Annotated in this window: 4 protein-coding genes and 1 pseudogene; 2 read left to right on the forward strand and 3 right to left on the reverse strand. The window is 61.1% G+C overall.

Annotation, left to right across the window (positions count from 1 at the left end):
• From VNX23_RS00600 to VNX23_RS00610, 3 genes and pseudogenes are all read right to left on the reverse strand, one after another.
• Positions 1-477, reverse strand: a pseudogene (locus VNX23_RS00600) (hypothetical protein); the annotation flags it as partial.
• Positions 478-1,242: 765 nt separating this feature from the next.
• A complete protein-coding gene (locus tag VNX23_RS00605) occupies positions 1,243-1,797 on the reverse strand; it encodes a thioredoxin family protein (RefSeq protein WP_325626920.1) in 555 nt (184 codons plus the stop codon).
• A 326-nt stretch (positions 1,798-2,123) separates the two neighbouring features.
• On the reverse strand, positions 2,124-2,456 hold the full coding sequence (locus VNX23_RS00610) for a MerR family transcriptional regulator (protein ID WP_325626922.1): 333 nt from the start codon (positions 2,454-2,456) through the stop codon (positions 2,124-2,126).
• Positions 2,457-2,849: 393 nt separating this feature from the next.
• Between VNX23_RS00610 and VNX23_RS00615 the strand changes: the two genes are divergently transcribed.
• Both VNX23_RS00615 and VNX23_RS00620 read left to right on the forward strand, forming a co-directional pair.
• Positions 2,850-3,947 (forward strand): efflux RND transporter periplasmic adaptor subunit, encoded by a 1,098-nt coding sequence (locus VNX23_RS00615; protein WP_414642926.1) that lies wholly within the window; start codon positions 2,850-2,852, stop codon positions 3,945-3,947.
• Positions 3,948-3,966: 19 nt separating this feature from the next.
• Positions 3,967-5,787: efflux RND transporter permease subunit (locus tag VNX23_RS00620; RefSeq protein ID WP_325626926.1), on the forward strand; the 1,821-nt coding region annotated here is incomplete at its 3' end.

The raw sequence follows: 5,787 nt of genomic DNA on the forward strand, positions 1-5,787 counted from the left end.
CAACAATCCCTGGGCTGCGATGGCGTTGGTGTTGGCAGTATCGAGATCGCGGGTATAGTCTTGTACAGTGATGGCGAGATGCTGCTGGATCGCGGCGGCGCCGGCGAGCGCCGAGGCGTTGAGCCATGACGACATCGCCACAATCATCAGCGAACCCAGCAGCAGGCAGCCGAACATCAGGCCGCGGCCGCTGCGCAAGGTCACATGCGGCATGAAATGCATCAGGAACACCCAGAACGCATAGATGCCGACGGATACCGCGACCGAATAGATCACCGCGGCAAACAACACCATGCCCGGACTGCCATTCAATAGTTCGCGAACCCCGAGAAAGGTATAGACGCCGGCCGCGAGCGCGAGGATCGCGGTCGTGTGTTTCAGCGTGCCTTCGAGGCGCGTGACGCCTTTAGTCAGTAGTACCGAAGCAGATGAGCGGGGAGGCAGGACCTGGGATGCGAAGGCATTGTTCGGGGGCATCAGAGATTCAAAACCAACTGAACAGCGCCCCGCTGTTCGCTGAGTGTTTCCTTTGTTGGAGATAGATTCGGACGAGACTGTGTACAACCATCAGGCGCTACGCTTCACGAAGGCTTGAAAGAACCTTGCGGAGCCGGCCGTTACGTGCTGGCGAAATCGCCTTGTCGGGCGCTCTCGGCAGGATGGTGCCTGTCAACCCCGGGCGATGCTTTCGAAGCGTCTCGGTTCTGTTGCAGCCAGAGTCGCCGAAGCGTGATGTGCGTTGGGTATGAACGACCGCTTATGGCGCAAAGCGGCCATTCCAAATGTTGGCTGCGTTGGGATGGCCGAAGACGGTATCTGTCGTTCGAAAGGCCATCAAGGGGGAGCAGGGGAAAGGTGGATAACGTGGGACTTCGAGAATAAGTCGCACAGAGCAACGCGTGACGCAGCCCGGCGCCGAACGCGCGAAGGAAGAGGCCGCCCAGCAAAAGGAACGAGAGCGACGGCAGCGAGCGGTCGCCAAGGCGCAAAGCGCCTTGGATGCTGCTCTTCGGAAGCACGAAAAGAACGCTGTGGACATCCAAGCCCAGATCCGAAGCTCTCGAGGAAAGGTCGCGCGCCGAAATCGCACATTGGGAGAAGGAGAAGGCTCCGTTGGAAGCAGCGTTGCGACGGGCGCTTGAAATGTGTTTCGCCTGCAAGGCCGTAACGGCAGAAGAGTAGCCGACGTGCAAAAAGGGTCGCTTTCTTTAGTCGGTGGGGCGCTTAGGACAGGACTCAGCTTTATTCGTCCTTCCATTTGATCGAGCAGCCAATAGACGCCTTTTGGTCAGCCGGTGCCACACCGGTGGTCGCAATAGCACGCATGGCCTCGACAAGCTCCCGGGGCACCCCCGCGCGAGGCGGAGTTGTGCGGCCTTCGTCGAGCCGGCCGCGATACTTGAGCTTGCGGTCGGCATTGTAACCGAAGAAGTCCGGCGTACAGACCGCTCCAAACGCTCGAGCGACTGACTGGGTCTCGTCGTGGAGATATGGAAACGGGAAATCATGAGCTTTCGCGAAACGCCTCATATTCTCAAATGAGTCTTCGGGATAGCTCGCCGCATCGTTCGAGCAAATCGCTGCAAAGCCTACGCCCTCCGACATCAGTACGCGGGCGTCCGAAACCATGCGGTCGATCACCGCTTTGACATAGGGGCAATGGTTACAGATGAAGACGACGACTGTGCCTTTTTCGCCCGCAACGTCGTCCAGTGCGTAAGTCTTGCCATCGGTGGCCGGAAGCCGGAACTCCGCCGCCGTCGTGTCAAGAACGCCTTGGGTAGCTGTTGTCGCCATATCGCACCTCCTTGCGTCCAAATATATGCTGACGACGGCCTGCCGGGGCACAGTTTCCAAAGCCTGCTTGCGAGCCGCAGGCCAGTCATTTCCGGTCTACCCCCTGATAGCCGACGTGGAAAGAAGCCTTGAGGTTGCAGGCAGCGCGGTCGGAGACATGCTGGATATGATGATTGCGCAAGCGCAGAGATCGAGCCCGCCGTATTATTAGCGCTGAGGGCAAATCGCCGTGCCGCTTGCTTTCCGTTTAGATGTAAGTCTATCCGGTTTCTCTTCGAAGTTGATCGACTAGATCTGGCTGAACCGGTGGCCAGCGGTCGCAGCGCTCAGCGCGAGGCGTCGCGCGTGCAGCGTCTCAAATTGATCTTCAATTGCTTGAGCTCGGCGACGCGCTGATCGATGCGCCGCTCCCATAGCTTGTGCAGCGGCCCCCAGACCTTCGGCGGTAACGGATGGATATCCGGTAGGTTCCTCAGTTGCTCGGCGATTTCATCGAGGTTGAAGCCCGCGCTCTGCGCGAGCGTGATCAAGATGATCTTGTAAAAGGTCGCTTTGCTGTAGCGGCGCTGGCTCCCGCTCGTCTCGCGTTCGGAAGTGATCAGGCCGAGCTTCTCGTAGTAACGCAGCGACGATGCCGGCACGGAGGTGCGCTCGGACATCTCTCGGATGTGGATCAGCTCATCGGCGGGCCAAGTCCATTCCGGGCACACGTACCGGACCGCGTGGTTCGCTCGCGATCGGTTGGGAATATCCATGGACTGCAAAACCCCGTTTAATGCACTGGCGGTAAAATCGTCAGTAGCACAAAAGTGGATCGGCGCAAATATTCCTCTTGCTTTTTTTTAAGTTGAAGTTAGCTTCAGCTTGAAAAGACATCACTACTAGTGCCGCCGGTCCCCGCCAAGCCGAGGTGAATGTCGAAATGCATAAGAAGCCCGAAGGCGTGAGCTACCGCCTATCCGATCCCGCCAGTCAAGAGGACACTCGTGCCACACCGCCATTACTTGCTCGTGTCGCTGCGTGCCGGTCTTTCCGCCATTGCCATCGTGGTCATGGCCGCCGTCATCACCGCTTGCAGCAACAGCCAGGCGGAAGCCCCGCCTCCGCCGCCCGAAGTCGATGCGGCCCAGGTCGCAACCAAATCCGTACGCCAGTGGGACGAATTCAGCGGGCGAATCGCGGCCATCGGCGCGGTTGACATACGTCCGCGCGTCAGCGGCTATATTGACCGCATCGCCTTCAAGGAGGGTGACACGGTCAAAGCGGGCGACCTTCTGTTCGTGATCGATCCGCGTCCCTACCGCGCCACCTATAACAGCGCGGTAGCCCAGCTCGAACGCGCACACGCATCGGCGCAGCTCGCCGAGGCGCAGCACAAGCGCGCGGAATCGCTGGTCAAGACCGACGCGATCTCGATCGACACCTACGACACGCGCAGCGCCGCGCTGGGACAGACCAGCGCCGACGTGCATGCGGCCGAAGCGGCGCTGGCCACCGCCAAGCTCAATCTCGACTTCACCGAGGTGCGTTCGCCGATTGCCGGTGGAGTCAGCCGCGCACTGCTGACGCTCGGCAACCTCGTCCAGGCCGACCAGACCGTGCTCACCAGCGTCGTCTCGCAGGATCCAGTCTATGTCTACTTCCAGCCGGACGAGCAGTCCTTCCTGCGCTATCGCGAGCTCGCCCGCAAGGGCGAACGCGCCAACTCGGACAACCCGGTGCGCGTGGGCCTCGCCAGCGAAACCGGCTTTCCGCATTCGGGCACGATGAACTTCGTCAACAACCAGGTCGATGCGGCGACCGGCACCATCAACGTGCGCGCGACGGTGCCGAACCCCGACGGCGTGTTCGTGCCCGGCCTCTATGCGCGCGTGCAGCTCGAAGGGCGCGCCGAATACATGGCGATGCTGATCGATGACAAGGCCATCATGACCGATCAGGATCGCAAATACGTCTATGTCCTTGGACCGGAGGACAAGATCAAGCGCAAGGACATCGTGCTTGGCAGCGTCCATGACGGCTTGCGGGTAGTGCAGTCCGGCCTCGATGCGAATGACAGGGTCATTGTCGCCGGTCTCCAGAAGATCTTCGCACCGGACACCAAGGTCAAACCCAACCTAGTTGCGATGAGCGCTCGGCCCCAGTCGTAACCCGCAAGGAGACGCATCCTTGGACTTCTTCTCCAGGTTCTTCATCGATCGCCCGATCTTCGCGGCGGTGCTGTCGATCGTGATCTTCGTCGCCGGTGCGATCGCGATCCCGCTATTGCCGATCAGCGAATATCCCGAGGTCGTTCCGCCCACTGTCGTCGTGCAGGCGACCTATCCGGGCGCCAACCCCAAGGTCATCGCCGAGACCGTGTCGTCTCCGCTGGAGGAGCAGATCAACGGCGTCGAGGACATGATGTACATGAAGTCGGTAGCCGGCTCCGATGGCGTACTGCAGATGACGATCACCTTCGCCCCCGGCACCGATCCGAACAAGGCGCAGGTGGACGTGCAGAATCGCGTTTCCCAGGCGCTATCGCGCCTGCCGTCGGAAGTTGTCAGCCTCGGGGTGACAACGCAGAAGCAGTCACCGGCCTTCCTCACGTTGATCACGCTGATCTCGGACGGCAAGTATGATGCGCTTTACCTGCGCAACTACGCCAATATCCGGGTCAAGGACCAGCTCGCGCGCATTCCCGGCGTCGGCCAAATACGGCTGTTCGGCGGTGGCGACTATGCGATGCGCGTCTGGCTCGATCCGAACGAGATCGCTTCCCGCGGCATGACCGCGGGCGACGTGGTGCGGGCCATCCAGGAGCAGAATATCCAGGTCTCGGCCGGCCAGCTCGGCGCCGAACCGATCAAGGGCGGCAGCGATTTCCTGATTGCGATCAACGCGCAGGGCCGCCTGCGCACGGCGCAGGAGTTCGGCGATGTTGTGCTGAAAACCGGCTCGAACGGCGAGGTCGTGCGGCTTTCCGACGTCGCACGCATCGAGCTTGGCGCCAGCGACTACACCCTGCGTGGCCAACTCGACCATTACAACACGTCCATCATCGGCGTGTTCCAGGCGCCCGGCGCCAACGCGCTGGCGACGCGGGACGCGGTGATCGCGAAGATGGACGAACTCGCCAGGCAGTTCCCGCCCGGCGTGAGCTACCGATCGGATTATGATGCCACGATCTTCGTGCGAGAATCGATCGCGGCCGTCATTCACACGCTGTTCGAGGCGATCGCGCTGGTCGTGCTGGTGGTGATCCTGTTCCTGCAAACCTGGCGCGCTTCGATCATTCCATTGATCGCCGTGCCGGTGTCGGTCGTCGGCGCCTTCCCCGTGCTCTATCTGCTCGGCTTTTCCATTAACACGCTCTCGCTGTTCGGCCTGGTGCTCGCGATCGGCATCGTCGTCGATGACGCGATCGTCGTGGTCGAGAATGTCGAGCGTAACATCGAGGAAGGCCGCACGCCGCTTGAGGCCGCGCACCAGGCGATGACCGAAGTATCCGGGCCGATCGTCGCGATCGCGCTCGTGCTGTGCGCGGTGTTCGTGCCGATGGCGTTCCTGACCGGCGTCACCGGCACCTTCTACAAGCAGTTCGCAGTGACGATCGCGATCTCGACCGTGATCTCGGCGATCAATTCGCTGACCTTGTCGCCGGCGCTCGCCGCCAAATTGCTGCATTCGCACAACGCGCCGAAGGATATGCTTTCGCGCCTGATCGAACGCCTGCTCGGCTGGTTCTTCCGGCCGTTCAACCGCTTTTTCAAGGCGAGCTCAGACACCTACCAGGGCGCCGTTTCGCGCACGCTCGGGCGACGCGGTGTGGTATTCATGGTCTATGTCGTGCTGCTGGCCGGCACCGGGCTGATGTTCAACGCCGTGCCGCGTGGCTTCATTCCGACCCAGGACAAGCTCTATCTGATCGCCGGCGTGAAGCTGCCCGAGGGTTCCTCGCTGGAGCGCACCGATGCCGTGCTGCAAAGGATGAAGGACATCGCGCTC

It is taken from the genome of Bradyrhizobium sp. (assembly GCF_035570375.1).
In the GTDB taxonomy this organism is placed as follows: domain Bacteria; phylum Pseudomonadota; class Alphaproteobacteria; order Rhizobiales; family Xanthobacteraceae; genus Bradyrhizobium.